General features: G+C 62.8%; 14 protein-coding genes. 10 read left to right on the top strand and 4 right to left on the bottom strand.

Annotation, left to right across the window (positions count from 1 at the left end; all coding sequences use genetic code 11):
* Window positions 1-7: 7 nt before the first annotated feature.
* On the bottom strand, window positions 8-922 hold the full coding sequence (locus ACM6IM_RS00525; RefSeq protein WP_201194982.1) for a LysR substrate-binding domain-containing protein: 915 nt from the start codon (window positions 920-922) through the stop codon (window positions 8-10).
* A 225-nt stretch (window positions 923-1,147) separates the two neighbouring features.
* Here ACM6IM_RS00525 and ACM6IM_RS00520 point away from each other — a divergent pair, with 225 nt between their 5' ends.
* From ACM6IM_RS00520 to ACM6IM_RS00500, 5 genes are all read left to right on the top strand, one after another.
* Window positions 1,148-2,638 carry an aldehyde dehydrogenase gene (locus tag ACM6IM_RS00520; RefSeq protein WP_414863880.1) on the top strand — a complete coding sequence of 497 codons (1,491 nt, stop codon included), beginning with the start codon at window positions 1,148-1,150 and terminating at the stop codon, window positions 2,636-2,638.
* Between the two features lie 21 nt (window positions 2,639-2,659).
* On the top strand, window positions 2,660-4,030 hold the full coding sequence (locus ACM6IM_RS00515) for an aspartate aminotransferase family protein (RefSeq protein WP_414863879.1): 1,371 nt from the start codon (window positions 2,660-2,662) through the stop codon (window positions 4,028-4,030).
* Window positions 4,031-4,427: 397 nt separating this feature from the next.
* Window positions 4,428-5,414 carry an ABC transporter substrate-binding protein gene (locus ACM6IM_RS00510; protein WP_414863878.1) on the top strand — a complete coding sequence of 329 codons (987 nt, stop codon included), beginning with the start codon at window positions 4,428-4,430 and terminating at the stop codon, window positions 5,412-5,414.
* Window positions 5,415-5,423: 9 nt separating this feature from the next.
* Window positions 5,424-6,227 carry an ABC transporter permease gene (locus ACM6IM_RS00505; protein ID WP_201194974.1) on the top strand — a complete coding sequence of 268 codons (804 nt, stop codon included), beginning with the start codon at window positions 5,424-5,426 and terminating at the stop codon, window positions 6,225-6,227.
* On the top strand, window positions 6,215-7,051 hold the full coding sequence (locus tag ACM6IM_RS00500; RefSeq protein ID WP_414863877.1) for an ABC transporter ATP-binding protein: 837 nt from the start codon (window positions 6,215-6,217) through the stop codon (window positions 7,049-7,051). Before ACM6IM_RS00505 ends, ACM6IM_RS00500 begins: the two co-directional genes overlap by 13 nt.
* A gap of 42 nt (window positions 7,052-7,093) precedes the next feature.
* Here ACM6IM_RS00500 and ACM6IM_RS00495 read toward each other — a convergent pair whose 3' ends face one another.
* Together ACM6IM_RS00495 and ACM6IM_RS00490 are read right to left on the bottom strand one after the other, a co-directional pair.
* Window positions 7,094-8,173: an endonuclease/exonuclease/phosphatase family protein gene (locus tag ACM6IM_RS00495; RefSeq protein ID WP_414863876.1), complete on the bottom strand. Its 1,080-nt coding sequence runs from the start codon at window positions 8,171-8,173 to the stop codon at window positions 7,094-7,096.
* A 75-nt stretch (window positions 8,174-8,248) separates the two neighbouring features.
* A complete protein-coding gene (locus ACM6IM_RS00490; protein WP_192309134.1) occupies window positions 8,249-8,923 on the bottom strand; it encodes a YciC family protein in 675 nt (224 codons plus the stop codon).
* A gap of 176 nt (window positions 8,924-9,099) precedes the next feature.
* Here ACM6IM_RS00490 and ACM6IM_RS00485 point away from each other — a divergent pair, with 176 nt between their 5' ends.
* The 3 genes from ACM6IM_RS00485 to ACM6IM_RS00475 all read left to right on the top strand — a co-directional run bounded on the left by ACM6IM_RS00485 (window position 9,100) and on the right by ACM6IM_RS00475 (window position 11,090).
* A complete protein-coding gene (locus ACM6IM_RS00485) occupies window positions 9,100-9,843 on the top strand; it encodes a DUF2076 domain-containing protein (protein WP_414863875.1) in 744 nt (247 codons plus the stop codon).
* A 133-nt stretch (window positions 9,844-9,976) separates the two neighbouring features.
* A complete protein-coding gene (locus tag ACM6IM_RS00480) occupies window positions 9,977-10,456 on the top strand; it encodes an NYN domain-containing protein (RefSeq protein ID WP_034148167.1) in 480 nt (159 codons plus the stop codon).
* Window positions 10,457-10,478: 22 nt separating this feature from the next.
* Window positions 10,479-11,090: a PolC-type DNA polymerase III gene (locus ACM6IM_RS00475; protein ID WP_192309131.1), complete on the top strand. Its 612-nt coding sequence runs from the start codon at window positions 10,479-10,481 to the stop codon at window positions 11,088-11,090.
* A 105-nt stretch (window positions 11,091-11,195) separates the two neighbouring features.
* Here ACM6IM_RS00475 and ACM6IM_RS00470 read toward each other — a convergent pair whose 3' ends face one another.
* Entirely contained in the window at window positions 11,196-11,651 is a 456-nt protein-coding gene (locus tag ACM6IM_RS00470; protein WP_192309130.1) for an Lrp/AsnC family transcriptional regulator, read from the bottom strand.
* A gap of 162 nt (window positions 11,652-11,813) precedes the next feature.
* On the opposite strand from ACM6IM_RS00470, the gene yedA reads away from it, so the two are divergent.
* On the top strand, window positions 11,814-12,740 hold the full coding sequence (gene yedA, locus ACM6IM_RS00465) for a drug/metabolite exporter YedA (RefSeq protein WP_192309129.1): 927 nt from the start codon (window positions 11,814-11,816) through the stop codon (window positions 12,738-12,740).
* Window positions 12,741-12,804: 64 nt separating this feature from the next.
* A complete protein-coding gene (locus ACM6IM_RS00460; protein ID WP_414863874.1) occupies window positions 12,805-14,142 on the top strand; it encodes a DEAD/DEAH box helicase in 1,338 nt (445 codons plus the stop codon).
* Window positions 14,143-14,149 lie beyond the last annotated feature (7 nt).

The following is a 14,149-nucleotide window of genomic DNA, read 5'->3' as shown; positions in this document are numbered from 1 at the left end:
GCGAGCCTCAAGGCACATTTTTAGCGGTCAACTGCTCGCGGCAGTAATCGGCAAACAACTGCGCCGGCTTGGTCAACTGCCCGCGCTTGAGCCAGGCCGCCACCAGGCCGGAACCGGTGACGTCTTCGACGATGTCCACGCACACCACTTTCTGCCCGTCATAGGTGCATTCCGAATGCGGCCGGGTGACCAGGATCGAGAAGCCGAACCCTTGCCCGACCATACCCCGCACCATCTCGATCGACGGTGAGCTGAAGGCAATCTGCGGTTGCAGGCCCAGCTCTTCGAACAGGCTGACGAAATAGGTCCGGCTCGGTTGCACGTCCAGCAGGATCATTGGCTCCAGGCACAGGTCGCGCAGCGAGACTTGCTTGAGCTGGGCGAAGCGGTGGTCCGCCGGCAGCAACGCATAGGGGCGTTGCGCCGGCATCAGGGGCTCGGTTTCGATGGTGGCGTCGAGGTCGTGTTCATACAGGATCGCCAGGTCGAAGCTGCCCGAGGTCAGGCCTTGCACCAGCTCCTGCTGTTCGCCGTCGCGGATGCGGATCTTCACCCCCGGATACAGCGCCGAGAAACCGGCAATCAATTGCGGCAGGTACAACGGCGCAACGGTTTCGAAACAGCCGATATCGATTTGCCCGGCCACCACGTCGTTGTCGGCCAGGGCGTTCTGTTCGAATTCCCTGGCCATGCGCAGCAGTTCCTGGGCCTTGCGGTAGAAACGCGCGCCGCTGGGAGTCAGGGATACCCCCTGGGCGTGATGACGGATCAGCAACTGCACACCAAAGCTGTCTTCCAGCCCCTTGATCGCCGTGGATATGGCCGGCTGGGCGATGTACAGCTTGCGCGAGGCCTCGGCGACGCTGCCGCATTCGACGGTGGTAATGAAGTACTTCAATTGACGCAGGTTGTAGGCAGCCACGGCGAACCTCGGGTGGATGGGCACAACATCTAGGCAATTTTTGCGCCGACGGCAGCCGTTCTGACGCCGGTGTCGGGTGTGCCTGAACAATAACCACATCGCACACCGCCCGGGAGATGGGCTGCCCAGTTTTTTCATGGTCTGCGAAGACATTTTTACTATTTTTGCTGGACTCGGGGCTGAGCGACTATCCACTGCACAAGAAAGCCCATGGAGCATTTGAGCGTGTTCGAGCTTGCATATTGGCAAAAAAAAGCCGCGACATTGGCGTTGCCCGACCAGGCCTGGATCGACGGTCGACAGCGTACCGCGCAGTCGGGTCAAACGTTCGCGGCGATCAATCCTGCGACCGGCCAGCTTCTGGCCAACGTGGCGGCGTGCGGCACCGAGGAGGTGGACATCGCGGTCGGTAATGCGCGGCAGGTCTTCGAGGCCGGGAGCTGGGCCTCACGGTCGCCGGTCGAGCGCAAGCAGGTGCTGCTGCGTCTGGCCGATCTGATCCTGGCCCATCGCGAAGAGCTGGCGCTGCTGGATTCGCTGAACATGGGCAAGCCGGTCATGGACGCCTATGACATCGACGTGCCGGGGGCCGCCGGGGTGTTTCGCTGGTACGCCGAAAGCCTCGACAAGCTCTACGATCAGGTCGCTCCCAGCGCACAGAACGTGTTGGCCACCATTACCCGCGAAGCGCTGGGTGTGGTCGCCGCCGTGGTGCCGTGGAATTTCCCGCTGGACATGGCCGCGTGGAAACTCGCGCCGGCCCTGGCCGCCGGTAACTCGGTCATCCTCAAGCCCGCCGAGCAATCACCGTTTTCCGCCCTGCGCCTGGCCGAGCTGGCGCTGGAGGCGGGGCTGCCGGCCGGCGTGTTGAACGTACTGCCCGGTCTGGGCGAGCAGACCGGCAAAGCCCTGGGGTTGCACCCGGATGTGGACAGTCTGGTGTTCACCGGCTCCACCGAGGTCGGCAAGTATTTCATGCAATATTCCGCGCAATCGAACCTGAAACAGGTGTGGCTGGAATGCGGCGGCAAGAGCGCCAACCTGGTGTTCGCCGATTGCCAGGACCTGGACCTCGCCGCCGAAAAAGCCGCGTTCGGCATCTTCTTCAATCAGGGCGAAGTCTGCTCGGCGAACTCGCGGCTGCTGGTCCAGCGTTGCATTCATGACGCGTTCGTCGAACGCCTCAAGGCCCAGGCACAGCGCTGGTTGCCGGGTGACCCGCTGGACCCGGCGAGCCGCGCCGGCGCCATCGTCGACAGCCGTCAGACCGCACGCATCATGAACTTCATCGAGCAGGCCGAACGCCAGGGCGCGACCAGGGTGTGCGGCGGCCGCCAGGCGAGGTTCAATGGGTCCGACAACTTCATTCAACCGACGATCTTTACCGACGTGACCCCGGACATGCCGCTGTTTCGCGACGAAGTGTTCGGCCCGGTGCTGGCCGTGACGCCGTTCGATGACGAGGCACACGCCTTGCAACTGGCCAATGACAGCGTCTACGGCCTGGCCGCGTCCCTGTGGACCGACGACCTCAACCGCGCCCACCGCGTGGCCCGGCAATTGCGCGCGGGCACGGTGTCGGTGAACAGCGTCGATGCGCTGGACGTGAGCGTGCCCTTCGGCGGCGGCAAGCAGTCCGGATTCGGCCGCGACCTGTCGTTGCACTCATTCGATAAATACACCCAGTTGAAGACCACCTGGTTTCAACTTCGCTGACAAGAAAACGGAGAACTGGCGATGACCACCCCACGTGACACCCGCGATTACCAGGCCGCCGACGCTGCGCACCACATCCATGCCTTCGTCGACCAGAAGGCCCTCAACGACGAAGGGCCGCGCGTGATGGTCCGTGGCGAACGCCTGCACCTGTGGGACAACGATGGCCGGCGTTACCTCGACGGCATGTCCGGGCTGTGGTGCACCAACCTGGGTTACGGTCGCCAGGACCTGGCGGCTGCCGCGGCCCGCCAGCTGGAGCAACTGCCGTACTACAACATGTTTTTCCACACCACCCACCCGCAGGTCATCGAGCTTTCGGAGCTGCTGTTCAGCCTGTTGCCCGGTCACTACAGCCACGCGATCTACACCAACTCGGGCTCCGAAGCCAACGAGGTGCTGATCCGCACCGTGCGGCGTTACTGGCAAGTGCTGGGCAAGCCCGAGAAGAAGGTCATGATCGGGCGCTGGAACGGTTACCACGGCTCGACCCTGGCAGCGACGGCGCTCGGCGGCATGAAATTCATGCACGAGATGGGCGGCATGCTGCCGGACATCGAACACATCGACGAACCGTATTTCTTCGCCCATGAAGGTCAGCTGACGCCCGCCGAGTTTGGCCGGCGGGCGGCGCAGCAGCTGGAAGCGAAAATCCTCGAACTGGGCGCGGACAAGGTCGCCGGGTTCATCGCCGAACCGTTCCAGGGTGCGGGCGGGATGATCTTTCCGCCGGAAAGCTACTGGCCGGAAATCCAGCGCATCTGCCGTCAATACGACGTGTTGCTGTGCGCCGATGAAGTGATCGGCGGCTTTGGCCGAACAGGCGAGTGGTTCGCCCATGAGCACTTCGGTTTCGAGCCCGACACCCTGTCCATCGCCAAAGGCCTGACTTCCGGCTACATCCCCATGGGCGGGCTGATCCTGTCGAGGAAAATGGCCGAGGTGCTGGTGGAGCAGGGCGGCGTGTTCGCTCACGGCCTGACGTATTCCGGGCACCCGGTCGCGGCGGCGGTGGCCATCGCCAACCTCAAGGCCTTGCGCGATGAAGGCGTGGTGACACGGGTCCGGGACGACATCGGGCCTTATCTGCAACAGTGCCTGCGCGAGGTGTTCGGCAATCACCCGCTGGTGGGCGATATCCAGGGCGTGGGCATGGTCGCGGCATTGCAGCTGGCTGAAGACAAGCGCAGCCGCAAGCGCTTCGCCAACGAGAACGACATCGCCTGGCGCTGCCGCACCCTTGGTTTCGAGGAAGGGGTGATTATTCGCTCGACCCTGGGAAGGATGATCATGGCGCCGGCGCTGATTGCCAGCCGCGAGGAGATCGACGAGTTGGTCGGCAAGACGTTGAAAGCGCTGGATCGTACGGCGCAGGAGTATGGCCGACTTTGATTCTGTAGCGTTCTTTCGGCCCTCATCGCGTGCAAGCCCGCTCCCACACTTGATCTATGTCGTACACAAATTCTGTGACCGACAGGTCAAAGTGTGGGAGCGGGCTTGCCCGCGATGACGGCCGCTCAATCAGCACACCTTTCATCTTTTGCACCCCCTCCGTGCACCCCCGCCAACCCTGCCCTTTTACCGCGCACGCTACCCAGTTTTTTCATCACTCCCGCCGACATATTTCCTCATTTTCCTGAGCCCGGCCTTGGTCCAACATCGACTTCGCCCGTCAGTTGAATGCCGTGCGCCGCAAAGTCCAGCAGAGACCCCAGGCCATGGCCCACCCCCGACGCTGCCGGTCGTACTGCCCATGACAAAACTAAATCAACAGCTTTGGGAGTGCTTCATGATCAAGTCCTTGCTTACCTGCGTTGCGCATCCGCTGGCGGTCACCGCCATCGCCGCTACCGTCGCCGGCAGCGCCCAGGCCGGAACCCTGTCCATCGGCCACACCACCTGGGTCGGTTACGGCACTCTCTACCTGGCCCGGGACCTGGGCTACTTCAAGGAAAACGGCCTGACCGTCGAATTGCCCGTGGTCGAAGAGGCCGCGATGTACATGGCCGCCCAGGCGTCGGGGAAGTTGTCCGGCTCGGCGTCGACCATCGATGAAGTGCTCAAGTACCGCCCGCAATTCTGCTTCAAGGCCGTGGCCGCGCTGGACGACAGCCATGGCGGCGACGGCGTGCTGGTGGGCAAGGACGTCAAGAGTCTGCAAGAGCTCAAAGGCAAGGCCGTGGCGGTCAATGAAGGTTCGACCTCGCAGTTCTGGCTGTCGTATTTGCTGAAAAAGCACGGCATGAGCATGAGCGACATCACCGTGCAGAACATGACCGCAGACGATGCCGCAACCGCCTTCATCGCCGGTCGCGTACCGGCCGCTGTGACCTGGGAGCCGCACCTGTCGATGGTGCGCGCCAAGCAGCAGGGCAAGGTGCTGATCGACAGCAGCAGCACGCCGGGGGTGATCGTCGACGTGGTCGCGCTCAACTGCACAGTGATCGAGAAGCAACCGGAGGACGTCAAGGCCCTGGTTGCCGGCCTGTACAAGGCGGTGCAGTTCACCAAGGACCATCCGCAGGAAGCCTACAAGATCATGGCCGAGGGTGTTGGCGGTTACCTCGCCGATCCGAAGGAGCTGGAGGCGGCCGCGCAAGGCGTACGTTTCTATGACCAGGCCATGAGCGAGAAACTCCTTGGCTCGCCGGGCAAGCCGGGCGACAGCGCCCCCTTGATCAAATTGGCCAATGAAACCGCCAGCGAACTGCAGGGCAAGCACTACAACGTCAGCAATGACGATCTGGTCGACAACCGTTTCGTCAGCCCGCTGTAGGAGGTACGCATGTTCAAGCGCAAATCGTGGCTGAGCCGCTGCATCACGCCCAAGACCCATCTGCCGGTGGCGGTGATCTGGAGCGCGAGCGGGCTGGCCTGGGTGTTGTTGGTCGGCCTGTGGGCCGGGTTGTCTTATGGCGGTGTGGTGCCGGGCATGTTCCTGCCGACCCCCGGCGCGGTGGTCGAGGCCGCCCTGCGTCTGGGACGCGATGGCACGCTCGGCCAGCATGTGTGGGCGAGCGTCGAAGTGGTGATGGTCGGCTTCATTGTCTCGTCGCTGGTGGCGGTGCCGCTGGGGTTGCTGATGGGCAGCTTCCGCATCGTCCAGGCGTTCCTCGAGCCGATGGTGAATTTCATCCGCTACCTGCCGGTGACCTCGTTCGTGCCGCTGTTCATTCTGTGGATCGGTATCGGCCTGGAGCAGCGGGTGTCGGTGATCATCTTCGGGGTGTTTTTCCAGCAACTGGTCATGATCGCGGACGTGTCCAAGGGCATCTCCAAGGACCTGATCAACGCCTCTTACACCCTCGGCTCGAACCGCCGCGATGCGGTGTTGCATGTGATCGCACCGGCGTCGTTGCCGGGTGTGCTCGACACCTTGCGCGTGACCATGGGGTGGGCCTGGACGTACCTGGTGGTCGCCGAGCTGGTCGCTGCGTCCAGCGGCCTGGGTTACCTGAGCCTCAAAGCCATGCGCGGCTTCCAGGTGGATGTGATTTTCCTCGCCATCGCGATCATCGGCCTGTTGGGCCTGATCACCGATCAACTGTTCCGTTTCCTTCGCCTGAGGATTGCCGCATGGGCTCAGTAACCGCCGTCAACCCACGTTTCGTCGCGCCGACGGCCACCCCGATGCACAGCGCGCCGCGCCTGCAGGTGGACAAGGTCAGCCTGCGTTACCCGAAGCCCGGCGGCGGTGTGTTCACCGCGCTGGACCAGGTGTCGTTCGAGGTGCCGGATCAACAGTTCGCCGTGCTGGTCGGGCCGTCGGGCTGTGGCAAATCGAGTTTGTTGTACCTCACCGCCGGCCTGAACGAACCCACGGAAGGCGAGATCCATGTCGGTGGCCAGCAAGTGCAGGGCCCGGGGGCGGATCGCGGCATGGTGTTCCAGAGTTACACACTGTTCCCGTGGCTGACCGTGCGACAGAACGTCGAGTTCGGCCTCAAGCGTCGCGGCATGGCGGCGGCCCGGCGCAAGGAAATCGTCGATTACTACGTCAATGAGGTGGGCCTCGCCGGCTTCGCCGACAACTACGCCAAGCAGCTGTCCGGCGGGATGATGCAGCGCGTGGCGATTGCCCGGGCACTGGCCAACGACCCGCAGATACTGCTGATGGACGAACCCTTCGGCGCGCTCGACAGCCAGACCCGACTGCAGATGCAGCAGCTGTTGCTACGGGTCTGGGGCAACAGCAAGAAGACCGTGCTGTTCGTGACCCACGACATCGACGAAGCGATTCTGCTGGGCGACCGCGTCTGTGTGATGGGCGCGCGGCCGGGGCGGATCAAGCAGATCCTCGACGTGCCGATCGAACGCCCACGCACCCTGGACATGGTCATGGAGCGCTCGTTCATCGAGATGAAACGCAACATTTTCGGGTTGCTGCATGATGATCTGGAGGAGGTGCATTGAGCCTGCGCTTCCTGGCCCGCTCCCACTGTTTGTTCGGTGGGACTAAGGCGCCGCCGGCAACAAAAACCGCCCGATCACCGGCAAGTGATCGGAAATGCGCAAGGTATCGTCCTGCCGCACCATCGCCTCGACCCGTTTGATGCGCGGACTGTAGAACAGGTAGTCGACCGTGCGGTCCGGCCCGCTCAGTCCCGGGTCATTCGGGTAATGGGTGAGCCAGCGTGCCCGATCGATCCCGCCGGCTTCGTTGTTGGTGGGGATCATCGGGTACTTGTCCCATAACACATGCAGGGCGCTGTCGGCGGAGTAGGGCGTGCGTTGTTCGGTGGGCAGGCGTCGATACTGGCTCAGGGGCAACAGGTTGAAGTCGCCACCGATCAGCCACGGGGTGCCACGGCTTTCGAACCTGTCGAGTACTTTGGCCACGGCGGTGACCTGGGATTGCAGGGTGTCGTCCGGCTGCAAGGCGCGATCCAGGTGCGTGTTGAGCACGGCGATCTGGCCACCATCGCTCAGTGGCAGGTAGCTCACCAGCAAGGCGTTTCTGGGTTTGAACTGACGGCTGATGAAGTTGGCTGGCGCGACCGGCAATTGCAGGCGCTCGGCATGCTCGACCTGATAGCGGCTGAGCGTCGCCAGTTGCCGGCCGACGCTGCCGTAGATCGGTGGCAGCGGCACGAAATCGGCTTTCCAGTCGAAGGCATGGGTGCTGCACGGGTACAGGTCGGCGACCCGCTCCTGGAGCAGTTTCAATTGATTCTGGTAGTCGCTGGCCTTGGCGCCGTCGTCGAGTTCCTGCAGCAGCAGGATGTCCGGCTGTTCATCCCGCACCACCCGCGCCACTTCATCGAGACTGAAGGCCATGTCGGCGTCGGTCGGGCCTTCGTCGGGACCGGCCGCCAGGTCATTCCAGAACACGTAGCGCTTGCCCGCCAGGTATTGGACGTTCCAGGTCATGACTTTCAGCGCCTGGCCCGGCACCAGTGTCGGCGCCTTGGCGTTGCAAGTCACCGGCAGCACTTCCCGGGCTTCGGGACGCCAGGTCAGGCTGTAGATCAGCAAGGCCGTCAGACCGATCACAATCAGCAGGCCCAGCAGGGTGTAGCGCAGTAGACGGGTCATGGCTCGGCTTATAGCGTTACAAAGAGAGGGCCCGAGCATAACCGAGCAAAAACGGCCTGCACATCCATTCCCTGTTCAGAGTGGCCGGTCGGCTTTTTCGGAGGCGTCGCTGATCAGCATGAACAAGCGGAACAGCACCACGCTGGTAAACAGCTGCAAAAAGCTGTGGGCGCTGTCGATCAGCAGGGAAATCACCGGGTTCTGCGGCTCCGGGTACACCTGCAGGGTCAAGCCCTTGAGCACCCACAACGGTCCCATCACGCACAGGATGCACACCAGGATGCGCAGGAAATGGCCGCGGGTCTGGCGCAGGCTTTCCTTCATCGCGGCCAGTGGCGCCAGGCCACGCAGCACCAGCAGGTATTCGCCAAAGGCCAGGGCCACCATCAGCCAGATGCCCGGCAGGAAATACAACGACAGGCCAAGCAGGATCAGCAAGGTGTTGAGCGCGGTCAGCAGGGCGAAACGCGGCCACAGGTAGGCGGACCTCGACAGCAGCTCGCGGGTGCTCGGCGACTCGCCGCGGCTGCGGGCATCGAGGAACAGGATCAACGCGGCGGTGTACAGCGGGTACACCAGCAGGCCGACGATGACACTGATACCGGGAAAGCTGTCCGGTTCGGTGGAGCGATCGACCACCTGTTGCAGCAAGGCTTCGAAAATCACCAGCGGCAGACACAGCCGCACGATCTGGCCCAGATTGCGTTTGAAGAAATACAAGGAGTCGCGCAGTACGTCGAACGGATTCATCAGTGGGTATCGCAGGTTGAAAGCAGTGGCCCACTTTAACCGATGCAGCGCGTCAGGGCGCAAACGTAAACGTTCGGTAAAGGTTATTGAATCAAGTTGTTTCAGCCTCCATTAAGGTCAGGCACCGTATCCTCACGGGAGAAGGGCAATGATTTCCGGCAATCTGAGAGGTCGCCATGAACAGCGAAGAACAAACCCTGATCGATGGACTGTTTTCCCGGCTGCAGCAGGCCGAAAGGGACGCAGCCCCGCGCGACGCCCAGGCCGAGGCGCGGATCAAGGAGCACCTGACTCGCCAACCTGCGGCGGGCTACTTCATGACCCAGGCCATTCTGGTGCAGGAGGCTGCGATCAAAAACCTCGACGCGCAGAACCGGCAGCTCGCCGAGCAAGTCCGGCAATTGCAGGCCGAACTGCAATCGGCCAAGGCGCAGGCGCCCGCCGCAGCGCCGAGCGGTGGTGGTTTCCTGTCGAGTATTTTCGGTGGCGCCTCCCGCGACACTCCTGCACCCAGCGCACCGCCGGTCAGCGGGGGCTGGCGTGAGCCGGGGCGTTCGTCGTTCGGCGCCCCTGCACCCCAACAGAACTTCGCTGCACCGCCACCGCCGCCCAACTATGCGCCGCCACCGCCGGCGGGCAGCGGTTTTCTCGGCGGTGCGTTGAAAACCGCCGCCGGTGTCGCGGGTGGCGTAATGCTGGCCCAGGGCATCAGCAGCCTGTTCAGCCATCATCAGCAGCCAGACGTGGTCGAAGTGATTCGCGAAGAGCCGGCGCAGGTCAACGATCAGCACGCTGACAACGGCTGGGGCGATGACCAGCGTGTGGCCGACAATGCCCATGACCAGGGCGGTTACGCCGACTCCGACTACAGCGATGACGGCTCGTCGTTCTTTGGTGGCGACGACGATTCCTATGTCTGATCGGCCGGTCTGACCTGCCGTTCGTCCGGAGCGCTGCGGCGCTCCGGGCCGATTATTCGCGGAACATTCCTCGAGGCTGGCATACTGGGCCACTTTTCGCGCCAGGTGGCTGATTTAGCCTTGAGGAAAACCGGTGAAAAAAATTGCCGTGTTCGCCGATGTCCAAAACCTCTATTACACCGTGCGCCAGGCTTATGGTTGCCACTTCAACTATGCCGCGCTGTGGGCTGATGTCAGCAAACAGGGCGAGATCGTCGAAGCCTACGCCTACGCGATCGATCGCGGTGACAGCAAACAGCAGCAGTTCCAGCAGATCCTGCGCAACCTGGGCTTCACCGTGAAGCTCAAGCCCTACATCCAGCGCAGCGACGGCTCGGCCAAGGGTGACTGGGACGTGGGCATCACCCTCGACATCATGGACGCGGCGGATCACGTCGACGAAGTGGTGCTGGCCTCCGGCGACGGTGATTTCGACATGTTGCTCGAGCGCATCATCAGCAAGCATGGGGTCCAGGCAGTAGCCTACGGCGTACCGGGCCTGACGGCCAATTCGCTGATCCGCGCCGCCAGCCGCTATGTGCCGATCGAAGGTGCCTTGCTGCTCAAGAATTGATTGATACGGAGTTGAAACCGGTTTGGAACGCATTGCAGTCATCGACTTTGAAACCACCGGGATCTCCCCGAGCAGCAGCTGCCGGGCCACGGAAATTGCCGTGGTGATCCTTGAACAGGGGCGCATCGTCGAGCGTTACCAGAGCCTGATGAACGCGGGCGTGCGGGTCCCGGCGTTCATCGAGCAGCTGACCGGCATCAGCAACGCCATGCTGCGCAGCGCGCCGCCGGCCGAGCGGGTGATGAACGAGGTCAACGAGTTCGTCGGCACCACGCCACTGCTGGCGCACAACGCCGCGTTCGACCAGAAGTTCTGGGACTTCGAACTGGGGCGGATCAAGCGCACGCGTTTGCAGAACTTCGCCTGTTCGCTGCTGCTGGCCCGCCGCCTGATGCCGGCGGCGCCCAACCACAAGCTCGGCACCCTCACCACCTTCGCCCAGTTGCCCCACACCGGCCAAGCCCACCGGGCGATGGCCGACGCCGAAATGGCGGCCAACCTGACCGCACACCTGGCGCAGGAGTTGCGGCAAACGCATGGCTTGCGCGAGCTGTCCCATGACCTGCTGGTGAGTTTGCAGAAAGTCCCGGCGGCGAAGATCCATGACCACCTCAAGCGCCATCGCGGGTTCTGAAAAACGGCCAACCCTGCTCGCGATGGCGGCGTATCAGTCAACAACTGTGTTGATTGATCAATCGCTTTCGCGAGCAAGCTCGCTCCCACCGGTGTCGGGGAGGCTTCAAGCCTTGCCGTTGCCTTCGATATGCCCCAACGGCACGCGCTTTTCGATGGCGCTGGACAGCACGATCGACGTCTTGCTGAAACCGAACTTGGCGATCCGGTTGATCAACGCCTCCAGTTCCGGCATCGAACCCACCGCCGCCTGCATGATCACGCACGGATCGCCGGTGACCCGGTGGCATTCGGTCAGTTGCGGAATTTTGATCAGGTCGTCGTAGGCCTTCTGGTTGCCGTGCTGGTTCAGGCGCAGTTCAATCACGCACTGGATCGGCAGGCCGAGCTTGGCCATGTCGACTTTCGCCTGATAGCCGGTGATCACCCCGCAGGCTTCCAGTTTGGCCACGCGTTCGGCCACGGCGGGGGCGGACAGGTTGACCTTGCGCGCGAGGTCGGCGTAGGACGCCCGGCCGTTTTCCAGCAGGGCGCCGAGGAGCATGCGGTCGTATTTGTCCATGATTCGACTCCTGAAAATGGCCGACTTTCGAAAGCACGGTTTATAGCGTCGATCTCCGTGATTTGAAAAGTGTACCGGCGCTATAAACAGGTTTTGTAACTTATTTTCCGCGGTTGGCCTTTCTAGAATAGCCACTCACCTGTTCTGCCTGCGAGCTACCCCATGTCTGGCCTTCGTCGTTTTCCCTTGCCGTTGATCGCTGCCTTTTTCGCGCTGTACGTGATTTGGGGCTCGACGTACCTGGTCATCCGCATCGGTATCGAATACTGGCCACCGCTGTTGCTCGCCGGTATTCGCTTCGTGATTGCCGGGACGCTGATGTATGCCTTCCTGCGCTGGCGCGGGGTGCCGGCGCCCACCTGGGCGCAGTGGAAGGCGGCGGGGATCATCGGGATCCTGCTGCTCAGTTGCGGCAATGGCGCGGTGAGCGTGGCCGAGCATACCGGCGTCGCCTCGGGTGTTGCTGCGCTGGCGGTGGCCACGGTGCCGCTGTTTACCCTGCTCTGTGGTTATTTCTGGGGCGCGCGCAATACACGCCTGGAGTGGGCCGGGATTGTCCTCGGGTTGATAGGCATTGCCATGTTGAATCTGGGCTCCAACCTGCAGTCCAGCCCGTTGGGCGCGGCGTTGCTGGTGTTTGCGGCGGCGACCTGGGCGTTTGGCTCGGTCTGGAGCAAGCACCTGCCGTTGCCCCAGGGCGCGATGGCCAGTGCTGTGGAAATGCTGGTGGGGGGCGTGGCTTTGTTGATCGGCAGCGCGGTGAGCGGCGAGCACCTGCCGCCCATGCCGCCCCTGGAAGGCTGGGTCGCGTTGGCGTACCTGATCCTCTTCGGTTCGATCATTGCCTTCAATGCCTACATGTACCTGTTGAAAAACGTGCGTCCGGCAGCGGCCACCAGCTATGCCTACGTCAACCCGGCGGTGGCGGTGTTGCTGGGAATCGTGTTTGCCGGCGAGAGCATCGGGATCGAGGAAGCGCTGGCGATGCTGGTGATCATCAGTGCCGTGGTGTTGATCGGTTTGCCGCAGTGGCGGCGGGCGCCGCAACGACCGGCTGCGGTGGCGCAGGCAGAATCGAGTGTGAATTAGGGTAAACTGCGCGGCATTGCTCCTTGTTTGAACAACCCGCGCTGAATTTTCCTACGGTAATCCCATGACTTTCGCCACCCTTGGCCTGATCGACCCCTTGCTGCGCTCTCTCGAGAAGCTCGGCTACCAGACCCCGACGCCGGTTCAGGCGCAAGCCATTCCGGCGGTGCTGGCCGGTCGCGACCTGATGGCCGCCGCCCAGACCGGCACCGGCAAGACCGCCGGCTTCGCGCTGCCGCTCCTGCAATTGCTGGCCATGGAAGGGCCGAAAGTCACCGCCAACTCGGTACGCGCGCTGATCCTGGTGCCGACCCGCGAGCTCGCCGAGCAGGTCCACGAGGCCGTGCGCCAGTACGCCGAGAACCTGCCGCTGCGCACCTATGCGGTGTACGGCGGTGTCAGCATCAACCCGCAAATGATGAAGCTGCGCGGCGGCGTGGACCTGTTGGTCGCAACGCCGGGCCGCCTGCTCGATCTGTTCCGCCAGAACGCCCTCAAGTTCAACCAGTTGCAGACCCTGGTGCTGGACGAGGCCGATCGCATGCTCGACCTGGGTTTTTCCGAAGAACTGGCGAACATCTACAAGGCGCTGCCGAAGAAACGTCAGACCCTGTTGTTCTCCGCGACTTTCTCCGACGCCATCCGCCTGCTGGCCGGGCAGATGCTCAATGACCCGCTGAGCATTGAAGTCAGTCCCCGCAACGTGGCGGCCAACACCGTCAAGCAGTGGGTGGTGACGGTGGACAAAAAGCGCAAGCCCGAACTGTTCGTGCACTTGATGCGCAAGGGCAAGTGGAAGCAGGTACTGGTGTTCGCCAAGACCCGTAATGGGGTGGACGCGCTGGTGGAAAAACTCCAGGGGCTGGGCGTCAATGCCGACGGCATCCATGGCGACAAGCCGCAGGCTACTCGCCAGCGCGCACTGGACCGCTTCAAGGCCAGCGAAGTGCAGATCCTCGTGGCCACCGACGTGGCGGCCCGTGGCCTGGATATCGAAGACCTGCCATTGGTGGTCAATTTCGACTTGCCGATCGTGGCCGAAGATTACATTCATCGCATCGGACGGACCGGGCGCGCGGGCGCTACCGGCCAGGCTATTTCCCTGGTGTGCGCTGACGAGGTGAACCTGCTGTCGGCCATCGAGACGTTGACCCGTCAGACCTTGCCCCGGCAGATGGAGCAGGACTTCGAGCCTGAGCACCGCGTACCGGAGACGGATGCCAGCGGCCAGGTGATCAAGAAGCCGAAAAAACCGAAGAAGCCGAAGGCGTCCGGTGGTGGCGGCAAGCGCAATCTCGGCAAGTGGGTGGACAGCGGCGACACCACGCCAGTGGAACCTTCGATCAAGCCTGTGCGAAAAGTACCGGTGTTCAATACCGGGCCACGCAAGCGCAAGCCTTGATCGACTG

This window comes from Pseudomonas sp. IT-P12, from assembly GCF_949767465.1.
Lineage (GTDB): Bacteria > Pseudomonadota > Gammaproteobacteria > Pseudomonadales > Pseudomonadaceae > Aquipseudomonas.
Note: the sequence above shows the minus strand (reverse complement) of the source record. Positions and strands in the feature narration are given on the sequence as shown.

Bases quoted from the DNA above. Each gene is read 5' to 3' on its own strand.
- ACM6IM_RS00515 (WP_414863879.1), top strand. From the start codon at position 2,660: ATGACCACCCCACGTGACACCCGCGATTACCAGGCCGCCGACGCTGCG.
- ACM6IM_RS00510 (WP_414863878.1), top strand. From the start codon at position 4,428: ATGATCAAGTCCTTGCTTACCTGCGTTGCGCATCCGCTGGCGGTCACC.
- ACM6IM_RS00505 (WP_201194974.1), top strand. From the start codon at position 5,424: ATGTTCAAGCGCAAATCGTGGCTGAGCCGCTGCATCACGCCCAAGACC.
- ACM6IM_RS00500 (WP_414863877.1), top strand. From the start codon at position 6,215: ATGGGCTCAGTAACCGCCGTCAACCCACGTTTCGTCGCGCCGACGGCC.
- ACM6IM_RS00495 (WP_414863876.1), bottom strand. From the start codon at position 8,173: ATGACCCGTCTACTGCGCTACACCCTGCTGGGCCTGCTGATTGTGATC.
- ACM6IM_RS00490 (WP_192309134.1), bottom strand. From the start codon at position 8,923: ATGAATCCGTTCGACGTACTGCGCGACTCCTTGTATTTCTTCAAACGC.
- ACM6IM_RS00485 (WP_414863875.1), top strand. From the start codon at position 9,100: ATGAACAGCGAAGAACAAACCCTGATCGATGGACTGTTTTCCCGGCTG.
- ACM6IM_RS00470 (WP_192309130.1), bottom strand. From the start codon at position 11,651: ATGGACAAATACGACCGCATGCTCCTCGGCGCCCTGCTGGAAAACGGC.
- yedA (WP_192309129.1), top strand. From the start codon at position 11,814: ATGTCTGGCCTTCGTCGTTTTCCCTTGCCGTTGATCGCTGCCTTTTTC.
- ACM6IM_RS00460 (WP_414863874.1), top strand. From the start codon at position 12,805: ATGACTTTCGCCACCCTTGGCCTGATCGACCCCTTGCTGCGCTCTCTC.